The 18647-nt window shown below is 62.1% G+C and carries 20 protein-coding genes; 11 read left to right on the plus strand and 9 right to left on the minus strand.

Annotated features, from left to right (window positions below; genetic code table 11):
* Positions 1-91 precede the first annotated feature (91 nt).
* Complete coding sequence (locus ACF8EF_RS07545) at positions 92-763, plus strand: Bax inhibitor-1/YccA family protein (protein ID WP_176682290.1); 672 nt, start codon at positions 92-94, stop codon at positions 761-763.
* Between the two features lie 193 nt (positions 764-956).
* On the opposite strand, the gene ACF8EF_RS07550 is transcribed toward ACF8EF_RS07545, so the two are convergent.
* On the minus strand, positions 957-1109 hold the full coding sequence (locus ACF8EF_RS07550; protein WP_176682289.1) for a hypothetical protein: 153 nt from the start codon (positions 1107-1109) through the stop codon (positions 957-959).
* On the opposite strand from ACF8EF_RS07550, the gene ACF8EF_RS07555 reads away from it, so the two are divergent.
* The 7 genes from ACF8EF_RS07555 (at position 1100) to ACF8EF_RS07585 (ending at position 6008) form a co-directional block, all read left to right on the plus strand.
* The gene (locus ACF8EF_RS07555; RefSeq protein WP_003251186.1) at positions 1100-2479 is read left to right on the plus strand and encodes a nucleobase:cation symporter-2 family protein; all 1380 of its coding nucleotides are present in this window, start codon (positions 1100-1102) and stop codon (positions 2477-2479) included. The genes ACF8EF_RS07550 and ACF8EF_RS07555 overlap by 10 nt on opposite strands.
* A gap of 95 nt (positions 2480-2574) precedes the next feature.
* The gene (tusD, locus tag ACF8EF_RS07560; RefSeq protein WP_176682288.1) at positions 2575-2967 is read left to right on the plus strand and encodes a sulfurtransferase complex subunit TusD; all 393 of its coding nucleotides are present in this window, start codon (positions 2575-2577) and stop codon (positions 2965-2967) included.
* A 1-nt stretch (position 2968) separates the two neighbouring features.
* Positions 2969-3328 carry a sulfurtransferase complex subunit TusC gene (gene tusC / locus ACF8EF_RS07565; RefSeq protein WP_176682287.1) on the plus strand — a complete coding sequence of 120 codons (360 nt, stop codon included), beginning with the start codon at positions 2969-2971 and terminating at the stop codon, positions 3326-3328.
* Positions 3328-3624: a sulfurtransferase complex subunit TusB gene (gene tusB, locus ACF8EF_RS07570; RefSeq protein WP_252458284.1), complete on the plus strand. Its 297-nt coding sequence runs from the start codon at positions 3328-3330 to the stop codon at positions 3622-3624. The genes tusC and tusB overlap by 1 nt, the downstream gene beginning before the upstream one ends.
* Positions 3621-3956, plus strand: a complete 336-nt coding sequence (locus tag ACF8EF_RS07575; RefSeq protein ID WP_392462026.1) for a TusE/DsrC/DsvC family sulfur relay protein — start codon at positions 3621-3623, stop codon at positions 3954-3956. Before tusB ends, ACF8EF_RS07575 begins: the two co-directional genes overlap by 4 nt.
* Positions 3953-4954: a glycosyl transferase family protein gene (locus ACF8EF_RS07580; RefSeq protein ID WP_392462024.1), complete on the plus strand. Its 1002-nt coding sequence runs from the start codon at positions 3953-3955 to the stop codon at positions 4952-4954. Before ACF8EF_RS07575 ends, ACF8EF_RS07580 begins: the two co-directional genes overlap by 4 nt.
* Before the next feature lie 94 nt (positions 4955-5048).
* Positions 5049-6008, plus strand: a complete 960-nt coding sequence (locus ACF8EF_RS07585; RefSeq protein WP_176682284.1) for a glutathione S-transferase family protein — start codon at positions 5049-5051, stop codon at positions 6006-6008.
* A 33-nt stretch (positions 6009-6041) separates the two neighbouring features.
* On the opposite strand, the gene cysG is transcribed toward ACF8EF_RS07585, so the two are convergent.
* From cysG to ACF8EF_RS07615, 6 genes are all read right to left on the minus strand, one after another.
* Positions 6042-7433, minus strand: coding sequence for a siroheme synthase CysG (gene cysG, locus ACF8EF_RS07590; RefSeq protein ID WP_209967035.1), 1392 nt, complete (start codon positions 7431-7433; stop codon positions 6042-6044).
* The gene (gene serS / locus ACF8EF_RS07595; protein WP_101196159.1) at positions 7434-8714 is read right to left on the minus strand and encodes a serine--tRNA ligase; all 1281 of its coding nucleotides are present in this window, start codon (positions 8712-8714) and stop codon (positions 7434-7436) included.
* Between the two features lie 30 nt (positions 8715-8744).
* Positions 8745-9119 (minus strand): fluoride efflux transporter CrcB, encoded by a 375-nt coding sequence (crcB, locus tag ACF8EF_RS07600; protein WP_392462022.1) that lies wholly within the window; start codon positions 9117-9119, stop codon positions 8745-8747.
* Positions 9116-10441, minus strand: a complete 1326-nt coding sequence (locus ACF8EF_RS07605; protein ID WP_176682281.1) for a replication-associated recombination protein A — start codon at positions 10439-10441, stop codon at positions 9116-9118. The genes crcB and ACF8EF_RS07605 overlap by 4 nt, the downstream gene beginning before the upstream one ends.
* A gap of 12 nt (positions 10442-10453) precedes the next feature.
* Positions 10454-11077 carry an outer membrane lipoprotein chaperone LolA gene (gene lolA, locus ACF8EF_RS07610; protein ID WP_176682280.1) on the minus strand — a complete coding sequence of 208 codons (624 nt, stop codon included), beginning with the start codon at positions 11075-11077 and terminating at the stop codon, positions 10454-10456.
* 62 nt (positions 11078-11139) lie between these two features.
* Positions 11140-13632 carry a DNA translocase FtsK gene (locus ACF8EF_RS07615; protein WP_176682279.1) on the minus strand — a complete coding sequence of 831 codons (2493 nt, stop codon included), beginning with the start codon at positions 13630-13632 and terminating at the stop codon, positions 11140-11142.
* Positions 13633-14027: 395 nt separating this feature from the next.
* Between ACF8EF_RS07615 and aat the strand changes: the two genes are divergently transcribed.
* From aat to infA, 3 genes are all read left to right on the plus strand, one after another.
* A complete protein-coding gene (gene aat, locus ACF8EF_RS07620; RefSeq protein ID WP_176682278.1) occupies positions 14028-14708 on the plus strand; it encodes a leucyl/phenylalanyl-tRNA--protein transferase in 681 nt (226 codons plus the stop codon).
* Between the two features lie 56 nt (positions 14709-14764).
* A complete protein-coding gene (locus tag ACF8EF_RS07625; RefSeq protein ID WP_176682277.1) occupies positions 14765-15472 on the plus strand; it encodes an arginyltransferase in 708 nt (235 codons plus the stop codon).
* Positions 15473-15573: 101 nt separating this feature from the next.
* The gene (gene infA, locus ACF8EF_RS07630; RefSeq protein WP_002553999.1) at positions 15574-15792 is read left to right on the plus strand and encodes a translation initiation factor IF-1; all 219 of its coding nucleotides are present in this window, start codon (positions 15574-15576) and stop codon (positions 15790-15792) included.
* Between the two features lie 85 nt (positions 15793-15877).
* Here infA and clpA read toward each other — a convergent pair whose 3' ends face one another.
* Complete coding sequence (gene clpA, locus ACF8EF_RS07635; RefSeq protein WP_012051826.1) at positions 15878-18148, minus strand: ATP-dependent Clp protease ATP-binding subunit ClpA; 2271 nt, start codon at positions 18146-18148, stop codon at positions 15878-15880.
* A gap of 30 nt (positions 18149-18178) precedes the next feature.
* The gene (gene clpS / locus ACF8EF_RS07640; RefSeq protein ID WP_003251220.1) at positions 18179-18541 is read right to left on the minus strand and encodes an ATP-dependent Clp protease adapter ClpS; all 363 of its coding nucleotides are present in this window, start codon (positions 18539-18541) and stop codon (positions 18179-18181) included.
* Between the last annotated feature and the right edge of the window lie 106 nt (positions 18542-18647).

Raw genomic sequence — 18647 nt, forward strand, 5'->3', positions numbered from 1 at the left:
GTCAAACTCTCTGTGTCGCGGGTTGCAGGAGCTCTGATAGACTCCTAGCATCTGAACGTCCGAAACCACAGGTTTACCAAGGAGTGTCGCCATGCGCGAACAGGATTACGCCGTCCACCACGGCCAGCAGGTCGAGCAGCAGGAGATCAGCAAGGTCCTGCGCAACACATACAGCCTGCTGGCGCTTACCCTCGCCTTCAGCGGCGTCATGGCTTTCGTTGCCCAGCAGATGCGCGTCGGCTACCCGAACGTGTTCGTGGTGCTGATCGGCTTCTACGGGCTGTTCTTCCTTACCAACAAGCTGCGTGATTCGGCCTGGGGCCTGGTGTCCACCTTCGCACTCACCGGTTTCATGGGCTTCATCCTTGGCCCGATCCTCAACCGTTACCTCGGCATGGCCGGTGGCGCCGAGGTGGTCAGCTCCGCCTTTGCCATGACTGCGCTGGTATTTGGTGGTCTGTCGGCCTACGTGTTGATCACCCGCAAGGACATGAGCTTCCTGAGCGGCTTCATCACTGCTGGCTTCTTCGTCCTGCTGGGTGCTGTCGTTGCCAGCTTCTTCTTCCAGATCAGCGGCCTGCAACTGGCAATCAGCGCTGGATTCGTGCTGTTCTCGTCGGTCTGCATCCTGTTCCAGACCAGCGCGATCATTCATGGTGGCGAGCGCAACTACATCATGGCGACCATCAGTCTGTATGTGTCGATCTACAACCTGTTTGTCAGCCTGCTGCAGTTGTTCGGCCTCATGGGTCGTGATGACTGATAGATTGCCGCGCCGCAAGAAGCCCGCTTCGGCGGGCTTTTTTGTAGGCGCTGGAAATGGGTTGGGCTGCGGGACGTTCATCGGAACAGGTTCAGCGCCTGATAGATCGAGCGCCGCCCACGCGGCGCATCGCGAGCAAGCCCGCTCCACATCAGTTTCAAGCGAGATATGCCTGTAACTGCACCTGCCCCCCTCAGCCAATCGCAATAACTGACCAAAAAGTCAGATAAGCAGGCAAATGGTCGTCGATCATGCCGACATCCTGCTTTTCTCTACCGCTATCCATCATCACCCCGTAGAATGCGCTCCTTTTTTCTTCCGGGGCAGCTTTCAGCAATGAGCTCACACGAACACAGCCCAGGCGCAGCGGCGCCTGCCAATGAACTGGTGCTTGGTCTGGAGGACAAGCCACGGCTGTTGATCGGCCTGCTGGCAGCCCTGCAGCACTTGCTGGCGATCATCGTGCCGATCGTCACCCCTGGCCTGCTGATCTGCCAGGCGTTGGGTGTATCTGCACGTGATACCAATTTGATCGTTTCAATGTCGCTGGTGATCTCGGGTATCGCCACCTTCGTCCAGTGCAAGCGCTTCGGGCCATTTGGCGCGGGGCTGCTGATCGTTCAGGGCACCAGCTTCAACTTCGTCGGCCCGCTGATTGCCGGTGGTGCGCTGATGGTCAAGCAAGGCACGCCGGTAGAGGGCGTAATGGCAGCCATTTTTGGCGTAGTAATCGCAGGCTCGTTCGTCGAGATGGGCGTGTCGCGCATCCTGCCCTTCGTCAAACGCCTGATCACCCCGCTAGTGACTGGCATCGTGGTGTTGATGATCGGCCTGACGCTGATCAAGGTCGGCCTGATCAGCATGGGCGGTGGTTTTGGGGCCATGGCCAATGGCACCTTTGCCAATGGCGAAAACCTGCTGATGTCCGGCGTGGTACTGGCGATCATCGTCGTTCTCAACCGTATCCCGGTGGTGTGGATGCGCAGCTGCGCCATCGTCATCGCCCTCGCGGTCGGCTATGCGCTGGCCGGATTCCTGGGCCGTCTGGACTTTACCGGCATGCACGAGGCCGCGCTGTTCCAGGTGCCGACACCACTGCACTTTGGCTTGGGCTTCTCGTGGGCGCTGTTCATTCCAATGCTGGTGATTTACCTGGTCACTTCGCTGGAAGCCATCGGTGACGTTACCGCCACCAGCAAGGTGTCGCGCCAGCCGGTCGAAGGGCCGGTGTGGATGCAGCGGATCAAGGGGGGCGTGCTGGTCAACGGCGCCAACTCACTGCTGGCCGGTCTGTTCAACACCTTCCCTAGCTCGATCTTTGCCCAGAACAACGGGGTGATTCAGCTGACCGGTATCGCCAGCCGCCATATCGGTATGTGGATTGCCGTGATGCTGGTGTTGCTGGGGCTGTTCCCGAGTGTTGCCGGGGTGATTCAGGCTGTGCCGGAGCCAGTGCTGGGCGGCGCGGCGATGGTCATGTTTGGCGCGGTTGCGGCGTCGGGGATCAATATTCTGGCCAGCACTCGGCTGGACCGTCGTGCCCTGCTGATCATCGCCGTGTCGTTGGCACTGGGCCTGGGTGTGGCACAGGTGCCGGAATTCCTGGCGCACATGCCAGCGGCGATTCGCAATGTGCTGGAGTCGGGTGTGGCTACCGGGGGGATTTGTGCGCTGGTGCTGAACTGGTTCTTGCCGGAGGGCAAGGAGCAGGCTTGAACCTTGAGACTGAATGAGTAGCCCGCGCCCGCTTGCACAAGCGAGCGCGGGCTTTTTTGCTTTATCATGGCACCATTCCTTTGCATGAGTTAGCCATGAAATTCGCTATCGCGGTGTTCTCCCCGGCCCACGTGCCCTCTTCGCGGCGCGCCCTGCGTTTCGCCGAGGCAGTGCTGGCCGGCGGGCATGAGATTGCCCGGCTGTTCTTCTATCAGGACGGGGTACACAGTGCCTCGGCCAACGTGGTCGCTCCCCAGGACGAACTGGACGTGGCTGGCCAGTGGCGCACATTCATACAGACCCATCAGTTGGACGCCGTGGTGTGTATCGCCGCCGCCCTGCGCCGTGGCGTGCTCGACGAAGCCGAGGCCAACCGCTACCAGCGCCCGGCCGTGAACCTGCCCAAGCCCTGGGAACTGTCGGGGCTGGGCCAACTGCACGAGGCCGCGCAAGTGGCCGATCGCCTTGTCTGCTTCGGAGGCGACTGATATGGCCAAGTCCTTGTTGATCATCAGCCGTCAGGCACCGTGGAATGGCCCCTCTGCCCGCGAGGCGCTGGACATCGCCCTGGCCGGCGGCGCGTTCGACCTGCCGTTGGGCATGCTGTTCCTCGACGATGGTGTGTTCCAGCTCGCGCCGGACCAGCAACCCGCCGCCGTGCAACAGAAGAACCTGGCTGCCAACCTGCAGGCGCTGCCGATGTTCGGTGTCGAAGAGCTGTTCGCCTGCAACCACAGCCTGGCCCGTCGTGGCCTGGCAGCCCATACCCTGGCGCTGCCGGTGCAAGTGCTCGATGACGCAGCGCTGGCCGCGCTGATAGCCCGTTTCGACCAGGTGATAACGCTCTGATGAAGACCCTGCATGTAATTGCCCATTCCCCGTTTGGTGACGAGCGCCTGGCCAGTTGCCTGCGCCTGCTCGGTGCCGAAGATGCCCTGCTGCTGTGCGGCGATGCCGTGTATGCCCTGCGCAGCGGCAGCGAGCCGCACGGCCATTTGCAAGCCGCCGGCCTGGCCCAGCGCCTGTTCGCCCTGGACGAGGATTTACAGGCCCGCGCGGTCGGCAACGACCTGGCAAAGGCCGTGGACTACGCCGGGTTCGTCGAACTGTCGCTGCAATACGACAAGGTCAACAGCTGGCTATGAATACGCTCACCGTTGGCAATCAGGTGATCGCCCTGGACAAGGATGGCTTCCTGGTCGACCTGCAAGATTGGTCCCACGACGCCGCCGAGGCGCTGGCCAAGCGCGAAGGTATCCCGTTGACGGCAGACCACTGGGAAATCCTCGAACTGCTCCGTCAGTTCTACCAGGAATACCAGCTGTCTCCGGCCACGCGCCCGCTGATCAAGTACACGGCCCTCAAGCTGGGCCCTGAAAAGGGCAACAGCCCGCACCTGAACCGCCTGTTCAACGGCACCCCCGCCAAACTTGCCGCCAAGCTGGCGGGCCTGCCCAAGCCGACCAACTGCATATGACCGAACCTCGTCCGCTCACTCTGGAAACCCCCGCCGAACACCCGTTCGCCGAATTCGTGCGCATTCTCGGCAAAGGCAAGCGCGGCGCGCGTGGCCTGACCCGCGAAGAGGCCCGCGCAGCCATGACCCTGCTGCTGGAAGGCAAGGTCGAAGACACCCAGCTCGGTGCCTTCCTCATGCTGCTGCGGCACAAGGAAGAAAGCGCCGAAGAGCTGGCAGGCTTCACCGAGGCCCTGCGCGCCCACCTGCAGGCGCCGCGCATCGTCGTCGACCTGGACTGGCCCACTTACGCCGGCAAGAAGCGTCACCTGCCCTGGTACCTGCTGGCCGCCAAATGCCTGGCCAACAACGGCGTGCGCATCCTGATGCACGGCGGTGGCGCACACACTGCCGGGCGTATGTACACAGAGCAACTGCTCGGCCTGCTGCAGATTCCGCTGTGCCGCGACTGGGCCGCGGTCGGCAACGCGCTGGACCAGCATCGACTGGCATTCTTCCCGCTGCACGACTGGGCGCCGCAACTGCAACGCATGATCGACCTGCGCAATACCCTGGGCCTGCGCTCGCCCATCCATTCGCTGGCTCGGGTGCTCAACCCGCTGGGCGCTCGCTGTGGACTGCAGAGCATCTTTCACCCTGGTTACCAGGCAGTGCACCGCGAGGCCAGCCGCCTGCTGGGCGACCATGCCGTGGTGATCAAGGGTGATGGCGGCGAAATCGAGGTCAACCCCGATGTCATCAGCCATCTCTACGGCACCACGGCAGGTGAAGCATGGGATGAAGAGTGGCCAGCGCTGAGCGAACGCCGCCATGTCAAGCCGCCCAGCTTGCAGGCCCAGCACTTGCTGGCGTTCTGGCGTGGCGAAGTAGAAGACAGTTATGGCGAAAAGGCCCTGATCGCGACCATGGCCCTGGCCCTGCGTGGCCTGGGACAACACCGCGAGCAGGCGTTCGTTACAGCGCAAGACTACTGGAATGCTCGAAACAAATCGATTTAGCCGATAATAGAACCCCGATCTTTGCGCTATTTCTTCGAACGTTTTTCCCTAGACTGGGCTCCAACGACAAACAACTTTGTTTCAGGAGCTCACCATGGGCCTATTGATCGACGGTCGCTGGCACGACCAGTGGTATGAAAACGGCAAAGACGGCACGTTCAAGCGAGAGAACGCCCAGCGCCGCAATCAGCTGCCCGCCCCCGAGGCAGGCCGCTACCACCTGTACGTGTCGCTGGCCTGCCCATGGGCCCACCGCACCCTGATCGTTCGCGCGCTGAAAGGCCTGGAGCCATTGATCGACGTGTCGGTGGTCAGTTGGCTGATGCAGGACCATGGCTGGACCTTCGACCAGCAGCAAGGCTCCAGCGGGGACCACCTAGACGCGCTGCACTACCTGCACCAGCGCTACACCCAGGATGACCCGCACTACACGGGGCGCGTGACGGTGCCTGTGCTGTGGGACAAAAAAGAGAAGCGCATCGTCAACAATGAGTCGGCGGAAATCATCCGCATATTCAACAGCGCATTCAACGAGCTGACTGGCAATACCCTGGACCTTTACCCCGCATCGCTGCGCCCGAGCATCGAAGCATTGAACGAGCGCATCTACCCGGCGGTGAACAATGGTGTGTACCGCGCAGGCTTTGCCACCACGCAAGACGCCTACGAGGCTGCCTTTGACGATGTGTTCAACGAACTGGATTACCTGGAAGCCTTGCTAGGCCGCAATCGCTACCTGGCGGGTGAGTACCTGACCGAGGCTGATGTACGCCTGTTCACTACACTGGTGCGCTTCGACGCGGTGTACCACGGGCACTTCAAGTGCAACCTGCGCCGCCTGAGCGACTACCACAACCTGTCGAACTGGCTGCGTGAGCTGTACCAATGGCCAGGGGTGGCAGGTACGGTGAACATGGAGCATATCCAGAAGCACTATTACATGAGCCACAAGACCATCAACCCGAACGGGATTGTGCCCAAAGGGCCTTTGCAGGACTTTGGCTTGCCGCATGATCGAGAACGGTTGGTGGGCAAAGGGATTTGGCAGGCTTGAGGAAGCCGGGGCTGCTTTGCAGCCCCAACTATTTCAGCTGTTCTGCGAACCTTCGAACCAGGCCAGCTTGTCACGCAACTGCACCACCTCCCCCACAATCACCAGGGTCGGCGCATGCACCTCATGCTGGGCCACCAGGTCTGGCAGGTCCGCCAAGGTACCGGTGAATACTCGCTGATTACGCGTGGTCCCCTGCTGCACCAACGCCGCCGGGGTACTCGCGGCACGCCCATGGCGAATCAGCTCGGCACAGATGGTCGGCAAGCCCACCAACCCCATGTAGAACACCAAGGTCTGCGCCGGCGCCACCAGGTCATTCCACGGCAGGTTGCTGGTGCCATCCTTGAGGTGCCCGGTGACGAAGCGTACCGATTGGGCGTAATCACGGTGAGTCAGCGGAATGCCGCCATACGCGGAGCAGCCGCTGGCCGCAGTAATACCCGGCACCACCTGGAACGGAATGCCATGCTCGGCCAGCTCTTCGATCTCTTCGCCGCCCCGGCCGAAGATGAACGGGTCGCCACCCTTCAGGCGCAGCACCCGCTTGCCCTGCCGGGCCAGGTCGACCAACAGGCGGTTGATCTGGTCCTGCGGCACAGAATGGTCAGCGCGGCGCTTGCCTACATAGATGCGCTCGGCATCACGACGACACATATCGATGATGGCGGGCGCAACCAGGCGGTCGTACAGCACCACGTCGGCCTGCTGCATCAGGCGCAAGGCACGGAAGGTCAGCAAGTCCGGATCACCCGGGCCTGCACCAACCAAGTACACCTCACCGCCCTGCTGCACCGGTGCGCCGTCTACCATCGCCTGCAACAGACGTTCGGCTTCAGCACCCTGCCCGGCCAGCTGACGCTCGGCGATCGGCCCCTGGAATACGGTCTCCCAGAAGCCTCGACGCTGGTTGACGTCCGGGTACAGGGATTTGACCTTGTGCCGGAAGCGTGCCGCCAGCCCGGCCAACTCACCATAGGCCGAAGGGATCCACGCCTCGAGCTTGGCTCGAATCAGGCGCGCCAGTACCGGGGCATCACCGCCGCTGGAAACAGCAATTACCAGCGGCGAACGATCCACGATCGCCGGGAAGATCACCGTACACAAGGCCGGCGCATCCACCACATTGACCGGCAGGCTAAGGGCCTGCGCATCGGCCGACACCTGAGCATTCAGCCCAGGGTCGTCAGTCGCCGCGATCACCAGCCGGCAACCGACCAGGTCAGCAGCCCGATAGCCACGCACCAGCACCTCACCGCCACCTTCCCGGGCCAACGCGGCCAACTGGCCGTCGACGTCCGGTGCCACCACGCGCAGCACACCGCCGGCATCGGCCAGCAGGCGCGCCTTGCGCAAGGCGATCTCACCGCCACCGACGACCAGCACACGGCCGCCCTGTAGCTTGTGGAACAGCGGCAGGTAATCCATTTAGCGGATGACCTCGACGCCGCCCATGTACGGTTTCAGCACTTCCGGCACCAGGATCGAACCGTCGGCCTGCTGGTAGTTTTCCAGCACCGCAACCAGGGTACGGCCTACGGCCAGACCGGAACCGTTGAGCGTGTGTACAAGCTCTGGTTTGCCGGTTTCCGGGTTGCGCCAGCGAGCCTGCATGCGGCGCGCCTGGAAGTCACCGCAGTTGGAGCACGAGCTGATCTCGCGGTACTTGTCCTGGCTTGGCACCCACACTTCCAGGTCGTAGGTTTTCACCGCACCAAAGCCCATGTCGCCAGTGCACAGGGCCAGCACGCGGTATGGCAGCTCAAGCAACTGCAGCACACGCTCGGCGTTGGCAGTCAGGCCTTCCAGGGCCTCCATCGACTTGGCCGGCTCTACCACCTGCACCATCTCGACTTTGTCGAACTGGTGCTGGCGGATCATGCCGCGGGTGTCACGGCCGGACGCGCCGGCTTCGCTGCGGAAGCATGGGGTGTGGGCAACCAGTTTCAGTGGCAACTGCTTGGCGTCGAGGATTTCACCCGCCACCAGGTTGGTCAGCGACACTTCGGCGGTCGGGATCAGGTAGAAGTCTGCCTCACCTTCACGGGTGATCTTGAACAGGTCTTCCTCGAATTTCGGCAACTGGCCAGTGCCCTGCAGCGCCGGGGCCTGCACCATGTACGGGGTGTAGTGTTCCTCGTAGCCATGTTCGCCGGTGTGCAGGTTGATCATGAACTGCGCCAGGGCGCGATGCAGACGGGCAACCGGACCACGCAGCACAGCAAAACGGGCGCCGGACAGCTTGGCAGCCGCTTCGAAGTCCAGGCCACCGCTGATTTCACCAAGGGCCACATGGTCCTTGATTTCGAAGTCGAACGCCTTCGGCGTGCCCCAACGGCGCACTTCGACGTTGTCGTCCTCGCTGGCACCGACCGGTACGCTGGCGTCCGGCAGGTTGGGAATGGTCAACAGGATGCCATCCAGCTCGGCCTGAATGGCGTCCAGCTCGGCCTTGCCGGCAGTCAGTTCGTTGGCCATGCGCTCGACGTCAGCCATCAGCGGGGCGATGTCTTCGCCCTTGGCCTTGGCCTGGCCGATGGACTTGGAACGGGCGTTACGCTCAGCCTGCAGTTGTTCGGTGCGGGTCTGCACCGCCTTGCGGCGCTCTTCCAGTGATTCGATGCGCGCGACATCCAGGCTGAAGCCACGGGAGGCCAGGCGGTCCGCCACTTCCTGAAGTTGGCCGCGTAACAGTTTGGAATCGAGCATATCGTTCTCTCGTTATGTGTAGGTGTTGGTTCAGAATCGGGTCAGGGACAAGCCAGCCCAGGTTGCGAGCAGCCCGCCCACCACGCTGATACTGGTATAGCCCAAGGCAAGGAGCACTTGCCCGCTTTCCATCAGGCGCACGGTATCGAGCGAGAAGGAGGAAAAGGTCGTCAGGCCACCGAGAAAGCCGACAATCAGGCTGGCGCGCAACTCAACCGGCGCCAGCGGCTTGTGCAAGAACAGGCCATAGAGCAAGCCGATCAGCAGGCAGCCAACCAGGTTGACCGCCAGCGTACCGACATAGAAGTGCCGTGGCCAGTGGGCCGCCACCCAGTTGGTGGTAGCAAAGCGCAACAAGGTACCGGCGATACCACCCGCGCTGACCGCGGCGATAAGTGCAATCATGATTTTCTCCGCTGGCGGGGGCTGTTGCGGTCGAGATCGGCCAGGTGGCGCAGCTTCTCGCCAATTTTCAGTTCCAGGCCACGGGGCACCGGCTGATAGTACTGGCGTGGCTCCAGCTCGTCGGGGAAGTAATCCTCACCAGCAGCGTAGGCGTCGGGTTCATCGTGGGCATAGCGGTACTCGTCGCCATAGCCCAACTGCTTCATCAGTTTGGTCGGGGCATTGCGCAGGTGCAACGGCACCTCCAGCGAACCGTGCTCGGCCGCTTCGCGCAGGGCAGTCTTGAAGCCCACGTACACCGCGTTGCTCTTGGGCGCACAGGCCAGGTAGGTGATGGCCTGGGCCACCGCCAACTCGCCCTCGGGACTGCCAAGGCGCTCCTGCACATCCCAGGCTGCCAGGCACAGGCTAAGCGCACGCGGGTCAGCATTGCCGATGTCCTCGCTGGCCATGCGCACCACACGGCGGGCGATGTACAACGGATCGCAGCCGCCGTCGAGCATGCGTGCAAACCAGTACAGGGCGCCATCGGGGTTGGAGCCGCGCACCGACTTGTGCAGCGCGGATATCTGGTCGTAGAACGCCTCGCCGCCCTTGTCGAAACGGCGGCGACTGTCACCCAGCAGGCTCTGCAGCATCTCGACGTCGATCTCGCTGCCGTCTTCAGCCAGGTCCGAGGCGTTCTCGAGGAAGTTGAGCATGCGCCGGCCATCGCCGTCGGCGGCGGCCATCAGCATCTTGAAGGCGTCGTCGCCCACCCGCAGGTTACGCTTGCCCAGGCCACGCTCTTCTGTCAGCGCACGGTTGACCAGCTTGCGCAGGGCCGCTTCGTCCAGGCTCTTGAGCACATACACCCGCGCCCGCGACAGCAGCGCATTGTTCAGCTCGAACGACGGGTTTTCGGTGGTGGCACCGATGAACAGCAGGGTGCCGTCCTCGACATAGGGCAAAAAGGCGTCCTGCTGCGACTTGTTGAAGCGGTGCACCTCGTCAACGAACAGGATGGTGCGACGGCCATATTGGCCAGCCTGCTGTTTGGCCACCTCCACCGCCTGGCGGATCTCTTTCACCCCGGCCAGCACTGCCGACACCGTTTCGAAGTGCGCATCACAGAACTGCGCCAGCAACCGCGCCAGCGTGGTCTTGCCGACCCCGGGAGGGCCCCAGAAGATCATCGAATGCAGCGCACCTTGCTCCAGCGCCTCGCGCAGCGGTTTGCCGCGCGCCAGCAGGTGCTCCTGGCCGACGTACTCGTCCAGGCTGGAGGGGCGCAGACGGGCGGCCAGGGGCTGGGCGACGGGTTCGCTTCGAAACAGGTCCATGGCGAGCTCTGGTTACTCCTTGATCACATCCGCGCCCTTGGGGATGTCGAACTTGAACTTGCTGTCCGGCACCGCCTGGTTGGCCTTGACGCCATTGAACAGGATGTTGGTGCGCTGGCCGACGCTGTCGATCAGTTGCATGTCGTTGATCAGGCCTTTGCGGAACGACACGCGCAGCGAGTCGAACAGGGTGTCCTTGGTCTTTGGCTTGAGGGTGAAGTCCATCACTTCGCCCTGCTCCTTGGACGCAATGTCAAAGCTCTGGCTGATCTTCGACACATCACCGGACAGCAACAGGGCTGGGGTCTGGTTCAGCCGCACGTCGAGCTTCTTGATGGTGGCCTGCTCCAGGTCCGGGTCCCACAGGGTGACGTTCTTGCCGTCCGAGACCACCACTTGCTCCTGTGGCGCATCGGTATGCCAGTAGAACAGGCCAGGGCGCTTGACCGCCATCTTGCCCGAGGTTTCCTGCAAGCTGGTGCCATCGGCGCCCAGGGTCAGCTGGGAGAAGTTGGCCTCGATGGTCTGCGACTTTTCCAGCAGCTGCGTCAGGCGTTGTACGTCTTGCTCACCGGCATAAGCAGTAACCGAGCCCAGGGTCAGGGCAGAAACCAACAGCATGCGAATCGCGCGCATGGGAATCCTCATTGAGCGTTGAAAAGGCCGGACGCCACCGTTGGCGCCCGGCAGGGTGTTCATCAGTCGCGCGGGCCGCCCGGGGCAATCACTTCCCGCGAGCCGTTGCTGTTCATCGGGGTGACTACGCCGGCCATCTCCATCGACTCGATCATGCGCGCGGCACGGTTGTAGCCGATCTTCAGCTTGCGTTGCACGGCAGAAATGGAGGCACGACGGCTCTCAAGCACGAATTGCACCGCTTCATCATACAGGGCGTCGGTTTCGGCATCGTCACCGTCGCCACCACCGCCACCGCCATCAAAGCCGCTACCGGCTTCTTCGACGCCGTTGAGGATATCGTCGTTGTAGTCCGGGGCGCCACGCAGCTTCCACGCCTCGACCGTGCGGTGCACTTCGTCGTCGGACACGAATGCGCCGTGTACCCGGATCGGCAGGCTGGTGCCCGGCGGCATGTACAGCATGTCGCCATGGCCCAGCAACTGCTCGGCACCGCCCTGGTCGATGATGGTACGCGAGTCGATCTTGCTCGACACCTGGAACGCCATACGGGTCGGGATGTTGGCCTTGATCAGGCCGGTGATCACGTCCACCGACGGGCGCTGGGTGGCGAGGATCAGATGAATACCGGCCGCCCGTGCCTTCTGCGCGATACGGGCGATCAGCTCCTCGACCTTCTTGCCGACGATCATCATCATGTCGGCGAATTCGTCCACCACCACCACGATGGTCGGCAGGGTTTTCAACGCAGGCGGCTCATCGTCCATGCTCTCACGGCGATACAGCGGGTCATGGATGATTTCGCCAGCCTCCTGGGCGTCCTTGATCTTGCGATTGAAACCGGCCAGGTTACGCACGCCCATGGCCGCCATCAGTTTGTAGCGCCGCTCCATCTCGGCCACGCTCCAGCGCAGGGCATTGGCGGCGTCCTTCATGTCGGTGACCACCGGGCACAGCAGGTGCGGAATGCCTTCGTAGATCGACAATTCAAGCATTTTCGGGTCGATCATGATCAGCCGCGCGTCTTCCGGGCTGGACTTGAACAGGATCGACAAAATCATCGCGTTCACACCCACCGACTTACCGGAACCGGTCGTACCGGCCACCAACAGGTGGGGCATCTTGGCCAGGTCGGTGATCACCGGCTTGCCGCCGATATCATGGCCCAGCGCCAACGTGACGGGCGATTTCTGCTCGTCATACTGCGACGTGGCCAGCACTTCGGAGAAGCGCACCATCTGGCGGTTTTCGTTGGGTATCTCGATACCCACTGTGGTCTTGCCAGGGATGACCTCGACCACTCGCACACTGGTCACGGCCAGCGAACGCGCCAGGTCCTTGGCCAGGTTGGCGATGCGGCTGACCTTCACGCCTGCGGCCGGCTGGATTTCGTAACGGGTAATCACCGGGCCGGGGTGGATCGAATCCACCGCCACTTCCACACCGAACTCCTTGAGCTTGATTTCCAGCAACTGGCCGACGCCGGCCAGGGATTCTGGCGAATACTCGATCTTCTTCTGTTCAGCCGGGTCGAGAATGGAAATCGAAGGCAAGGTGCCCTCCACGGCGCTGTCGACGAACAGCGGCGCCTGCTTTTCCTTCATCGCCCGCTTGCTCGGCTCCGGCGCCCTGGCGGCTGACGGCGGCACAATGGTGGGCGCTGGGTGCTGCTGGCGGGGCACCACGGTTTCACGCGGCGCCAATGCCTCAGACGCCGTTTCACGCGGCGGTACAATCGGTTCGCGTGCAAGGGTCGGCTCAACCGGCTGGGCGGTTTTTTCTTCACGCTTGAGGATGCGCTCGCGCAGCGAAGGCTTGGCCGGCTCGCGCTTCTCGGCAGCCATCGGCGCGGCCTTGAACACCGGTTCGTCCTCGCGCAGTTGCGCCTCAAGGCGCTTGCGCTCGTTGCGCGCTTCCCACCAGCGGGTGGCAGCCCCTTGCACCAGCTCGCACAGGTCGAGGGTGATCTTGCCGGTCAGGTCCATCACCTTGAACCACGACAGGTCGGTGAAGACGGTCAGGCCGAACAGGAACAGGGCAATGAACATCAGCGTGCTGCCCTGCACGTTCAGCAGATTGCGCGCCAGGTCACCCAGGCTTTCGCCCAGCGCACCACCGGCGGAGAACGGCAGGCCGGCTGACGGGTGAAAGTGGATATGCGCCAACGCCGCCCCAGACAGCACCAGGAACACCAGGCCAATCAGCCGCCAGGAGAACAGCCAGCCGCTCCAATCCCACGGCTGGTGGCGTTCGCGGAAAATCTGCCAGGTCTTGACCGCCAGCAGCAGCGGGAAAATATAGGCGAAGTAACCCAGCACCATGAACAGGATGTCGGCGAAGTAGGCACCGGCACGCCCGGCTGCATTCTGCACCTGGTCGACGTTGCTGGTGTGGCTGAAGCCCGGGTCCGAGGTGTCGTAGGTCAGCAGCGCCATCCACAGGTACAGGCACAGGGCGCCGACAGCGATCAACGCACCTTCCTTGAGGCGATAATGCAGCTGCTGCCGCCACAGTGGCACAGGCAATGGAGCTGGAGTTGCGGTGGATTTCTTCAAAACGCGTCTATTCCTGCGCGTGGTGCGCGTCCAATAGTGATCGGCCGCTGCGCGACCAACGAACCACTACTTTTAACATTACTGCCCGCCAGCCGCCATGGCGGCACGCCGTATGGGGGTTTGGCCGGAGGCGAATTCGTATAGCTGCAATTTGAGCACGCATTTTCTTTTGTGACAAAGGCTTATGCTGTGTTTTTGCACAGGTGTGACAGCAAATGTAGCCGATGGTGCCTGCGGTTTGATGAATGTGTAGGAAATTGCCTAAATTGCCGTGCCCCTCTGTAGGGGTAGCCTTGTGCAGGGGACCGCGCCGGCGTTGAGGCACCCAAAGAGATTGACCCCGCTTTTGACCCAAGCCATGCTGCCCTCTCCCCTCCCCCACCGCACGATAGACCATGCTCACCTGGCTGACCCGCGACTCGCTGACCTTCCCCCCCCTGGAAAAGGCGCTGCACGACCCCAACGGCCTACTGGCCGCCGGCGGAGACCTGAGCCCCGAGCGCCTGGTGCAGGCGTATCGCCACGGCTGCTTCCCGTGGTACCAGGACGGCCAGCCGATCCTGTGGTGGTCACCTGACCCGCGCACGGTGTTGTTGCCTGACCAGTTGCATGTCTCGCGCTCGCTGGCCAAGCTGATGCGCCAAGGCCGCTACCAGGTCAGTTTCGACACCGACTTCCCGGGCGTGATCGCCGCCTGCGCCGCGCCGCGCGATTACGCTGACGGCACCTGGATCACCGACACCATGCGCAACGCCTACTGCGAACTGCACCGCCGTGGCATCGCCCATTCGGTTGAAGTTCGCCAGGATGGCGAACTGGTTGGGGGCCTGTACGGCCTGGCCATGGGCCAGCTGTTCTTTGGCGAATCGATGTTCAGCCGCGCCGACAACGCCTCCAAGGTCGGTTTCGTAACCTTGGTCAACCACCTGCGAGACGCCGGTTTCGTGCTTATCGACTGCCAGATGCCCACCAACCACCTGCACAGCCTGGGCGCCCACGCCATCAGCCGTGCCGAGTTCGCCAGCTACCTGGCACACCACCTTGACCAGCCCAATAGCGCTTCATGGGTTGCCTAGGCGAGTTCCCGTAGCTGGCTTACACTTAACTCAAAGTCTCACCGAAGGGGTTGATCATGACAGAGTTGGCGCGGTTGAAGTTCTATGCCACTCAGCCCCACTCCTGCAGCTACCTGCCGGAGGAGCAGGCGACCACGCTGTTCCTCGACCCCAGCCAGCCGATGGACGTGCATGTGTACGCCGATTTATCGGAAATGGGCTTTCGCCGCAGTGGCGACCACCTGTACCGCCCGCACTGCCAGAACTGCAATGCCTGCGTGCCGGCGCGCATCCCGGCGGCGCGCTTCATCCCCAACCGCCAGCAGCGGCGCATTCTCAAGCGTAACGCCGACCTGACCGTAACCGCAGCACGCCCGGCGTTCAGGGAAGAGTATTTCGAGCTGTACCGGCGCTATATCGAAACGCGCCACGCCGACGGCGACATGTACCCGCCCAGCCGCGATCAGTTCTCCACCTTCCTGGTGCGCGACCTGCCGTTCTGCTGGTTCTACGAGTTTCGCCTGGAAGGCCGGTTGATGGCGGTGGCAGTGTGCGACCTGCTACCCAATGGCCTGTCGGCGGTGTACACCTTCTACGAGCCGGACGAGGAGCGCCGCAGCCTTGGCCGTTTCGCCATTCTCTGGCAGATCACCGAAGCGCTGCGCCAGGACCTGGAGGCGGTTTACCTGGGCTACTGGATCAAGAACTGCAAGAAGATGAACTACAAGACGCAGTACCGCCCCATCGAGTTGCTGATAAACCAGCGCTGGGTCACCCTCAACTGAAAGCATTGGCTTGACACGCAGTTTTCCGGCATAATCCACGCCACTTTTTTGCCCGGTGCGGATATGCGTCGGGCTAACACTGGATCCGAGGGCTCAACTGCATGTCGAAAGAAGACAGCTTCGAAATGGAAGGTACTGTCGTCGACACCCTGCCCAACACCATGTTCCGCGTGGAGTTGGAAAACGGGCACGTCGTAACCGCGCACATCTCCGGAAAGATGCGCAAGAACTACATCCGTATTCTCACTGGCGACAAGGTCCGCGTCGAGCTGACGCCGTACGACCTGAGCAAGGGCCGCATCACCTACCGTGCGCGCTAAGCTCAAGCCATGAAAAAGCCCGGCCAGGTGCCGGGCTTTTTTGTGCCTCAAGAAATTGCAGGGGCTGCAAGGCAGCCCCTGCACATCACGCGACCTCAGCCGTGGTTTCGAAGTCGAACACCAGTTCGCCATCGCGCAGGTCGACATGCACCACGCCACCATGCTCGGCCAGCTCGCCAAACAGGATCTCCTCGGCCAGCGGCCGCTTGATCTTGTCCTGGATCAGCCGCGCCATTGGCCGCGCACCCATCTGCACGTCATAGCCCGACACCGCCAGCCAACCGCGCGCTTCATCGCTGACCTCCAGCAGCACACGCTTGTCTTCCAGCTGCGCCTGCAGTTCGATAAGGAACTTGTCGACGATGCTTTTGATCGTCTCCGTGCTCAGGCGGCCAAACTGGATGATGGTATCCAGACGGTTGCGGAACTCTGGCGTGAAGCTTTTGCGGATCACTTCCATGGCATCGGACGCGTGGTCCTGATGAGTGAAGCCGATCGACGCCCGCGCCGCGGTTTCTGCACCGGCGTTGGTGGTCATGATCAGGATCACGTTACGGAAGTCGGCCTTGCGCCCGTTGTTGTCGGTCAGGGTCCCGTGATCCATCACCTGCAGCAGCAGATTGAAGACTTCCGGGTGGGCCTTCTCGATTTCGTCGAGCAACAATACGCAGTGCGGCTGTTTGGTGATTGCCTCGGTCAACAAGCCACCCTGGTCAAAACCGACATAACCCGGCGGCGCACCAATCAAACGCGACACGGTGTGGCGCTCCATGTACTCAGACATGTCGAAACGCACCAATTCCACACCCAGTGCCTTGGCCAGCTGCCGCGCCGCTTCGGTCTTGCCGACGCCGGTAGGGCCGGCGAACAGGAACGAACCCACCGGCTTGTCTGGCGACTTGAGGCCGGCACGGGACAACTTGATCGCGGTGGCCAGCGAGTCGATTGCCTGGTCCTGGCCAAACACGGTCAGTTTCAGGTCGCGCTCAAGGTTGCGCAGCAGCTCCTTGTCGGAACTGGTGACGTGCTTCGGCGGAATTCTCGCGATCTTGGCAACGATGTCTTCCACTTGCGGCACATCGATGCGCTTGACGCGATTGGCCTCCGGCTGCAGGCGCTGGTAAGCACCAGCCTCGTCGATCACATCAATGGCCTTGTCAGGCATGTGCCGGTCATTGATGTAGCGCGAGGCCAGTTCGGCGGCGGCGCGCAGGGCTTCGTCGCTGTACTCGATGTTGTGGTGGCTTTCGAAACGGCCTTTCAGGCCGCGCAGGATGCCCACGGTGTCTTCGACCGATGGCTCGCTGACATCCACCTTCTGGAAACGACGCGCCAAGGCACGATCCTTCTCGAAGATGCCGCGAAACTCCTGGAACGTGGTCGAACCGATGCAGCGGATTTCACCCGACGACAGCAACGGCTTGAGCAGATTGGAGGCATCCATCACCCCGCCCGACGCCGCGCCGGCACCGATAATGGTGTGAATCTCGTCGATGAACAGGATGGCCTGCGGACGCTTGCGCAGCTCACCGAGCAGCGCCTTGAAGCGCTTCTCGAAGTCACCACGGTACTTGGTTCCGGCCAGCAAGGCACCCAGATCGAGGGAGTACACCACGCTCTGTGCCAGCAGGTCAGGCACCTGACCATCGACGATGCGCTTGGCCAGGCCTTCGGCGATGGCCGTCTTGCCCACGCCTGCCTCACCCACCAACAGCGGGTTGTTCTTGCGCCGACGGGCCAGGATTTGCGCCACGCGCTCCACTTCCTGCTCGCGACCTACCAGCGGGTCGATACGGCCAGCACGGGCCAGTTCGTTCAGGTTGCTGGCGTAGGCGTCCAGCGGGTTGCTCGAAGAGGAGGTTTCACCGCCCTCTTCGTCCTGCATGTCCTGGTCGCTTTCAGATTGCGCACCATGCCCTGGCACCTTGGAGATGCCATGGGCGATGTAGTTGACCACGTCGATACGGGCCACGCTCTGCTGCTTGAGCAGGAACACGGCCTGGCTTTCCTGTTCGCTGAAGATCGCCACCAGCACGTTGGCGCCGGTCACTTCGCGCTTGCCAGAGCTTTGCACGTGGAACACGGCACGCTGAAGCACGCGCTGGAAGCCCAGGGTCGGCTGGGTTTCACGGTCTTCGTCGTTCACAGGGATCAACGGCGTGGTGGAATCGATGAACTCTTGCAGGTCGTGCTTGAGCTTGTCGAGATTGGCGCCACAGGCGCGCAGAACGGTCGCGGCAGCCTCATTGTCAAGGAGTGCCAGCAGCAGATGTTCGACGGTCATGAACTCATGACGCTTCGAACGGGCCTCCTTGAAGGCAAGATTGAGGGTGACTTCGAGCTCGCGGTTTAACATAGCTTCACCTCATACCCAAGTGGTCGGCGATTAACCGTCCTTCTCGATTTCACAGAGTAGCGGATGCTGGCTTTCCCTGGCGTATTGGTTGACCTGCATAGCCTTTGTTTCGGCGATGTCACGGGTAAACAATCCGCACACTGCCCGCCCTTCGGTATGGACGGTCAGCATGATCTTGGTCGCCAGCTCGCGGTTCAGACTGAAGAACGTCTCGAGCACTTCGACGACGAAATCCATTGGCGTGTAGTCATCGTTGAACAAAACCACCTTGTACATCGGTGGCGCCTGCAGGATCGGCTTGGCTTCCTGGACTGCAAGACCTGAGCCATCGTCCTCATTCGATTGCGGGCGATCCTGATTGAATGTTAGTCGAATCTCACTAGGTGCATGCATGGAAAGAATTTCATCATGAGCGTCAGGTTAAGGTTGCGGGTTGACTGCACAGGCCACCGCCAGCGCAGGCGCCGCGTGACCTTGACTATCGGCAAAACGGTGTTAC

This window comes from Pseudomonas sp. zjy_15 (assembly GCF_043101865.1).
GTDB classification, from domain to species: domain Bacteria; phylum Pseudomonadota; class Gammaproteobacteria; order Pseudomonadales; family Pseudomonadaceae; genus Aquipseudomonas; species Aquipseudomonas putida_Y.